This window comes from Komagataeibacter kakiaceti JCM 25156 (assembly GCF_000613305.1).
Map to the genome: position 1 here is coordinate 1 of NZ_BAIO01000946.1, position 501 is coordinate 501.

Here is a 501-nt window from a genome sequence, read left to right on the forward strand (position 1 = left end):
CGCCCCGGTTGCGAAGCGTTCCGTCGATGATACGCTGAAAGCCGGGAACGACGCCCTGCTGCAGCATGATTACACGACCGCGCAGGCGGACGCGCAACAGGTGCTGTCCGGCCCCAAGGGGCCGAGACAGGTTGATGCGCAGTACCTGCTGGCCCAGTCCCTCGCGGGGCAGAAGCAGTACCGGCAGTCCGCCCTGGCCTATTACGACGCCTATAACCGCGCCCCCCATGGCGCGCATGCGCCCACGGCGCTGCTGGGGGTGGCGGCCACTCTTCTGGCGCTGAATGACAGGACATCCGCCTGCCAGGCGCTGGACAAGCTGGCCAGTGAATTTCCCACGCCCGCCGACCGCATCAAATCCGCCGAACAGGTCTATCGCAAGCGCGCCAAGTGTAGCTGAGGCCCGGATTGCCGGGAATGAGCCGGGCGGAGCCGGTCGGCGGGCATGATTTCGCCGCCATCATGGCGCGGCTGGGTCCGTGGCCGGGGCGGGGCCTGCCG

1 pseudogene is annotated in these 501 nt (G+C 68.5%); it reads left to right on the top strand.

What is annotated here, in order from left to right:
• Positions 1 to 400: pseudogene (locus JCM25156_RS20205) on the top strand (hypothetical protein); the annotation flags it as partial.
• Positions 401 to 501 lie beyond the last annotated feature (101 nt).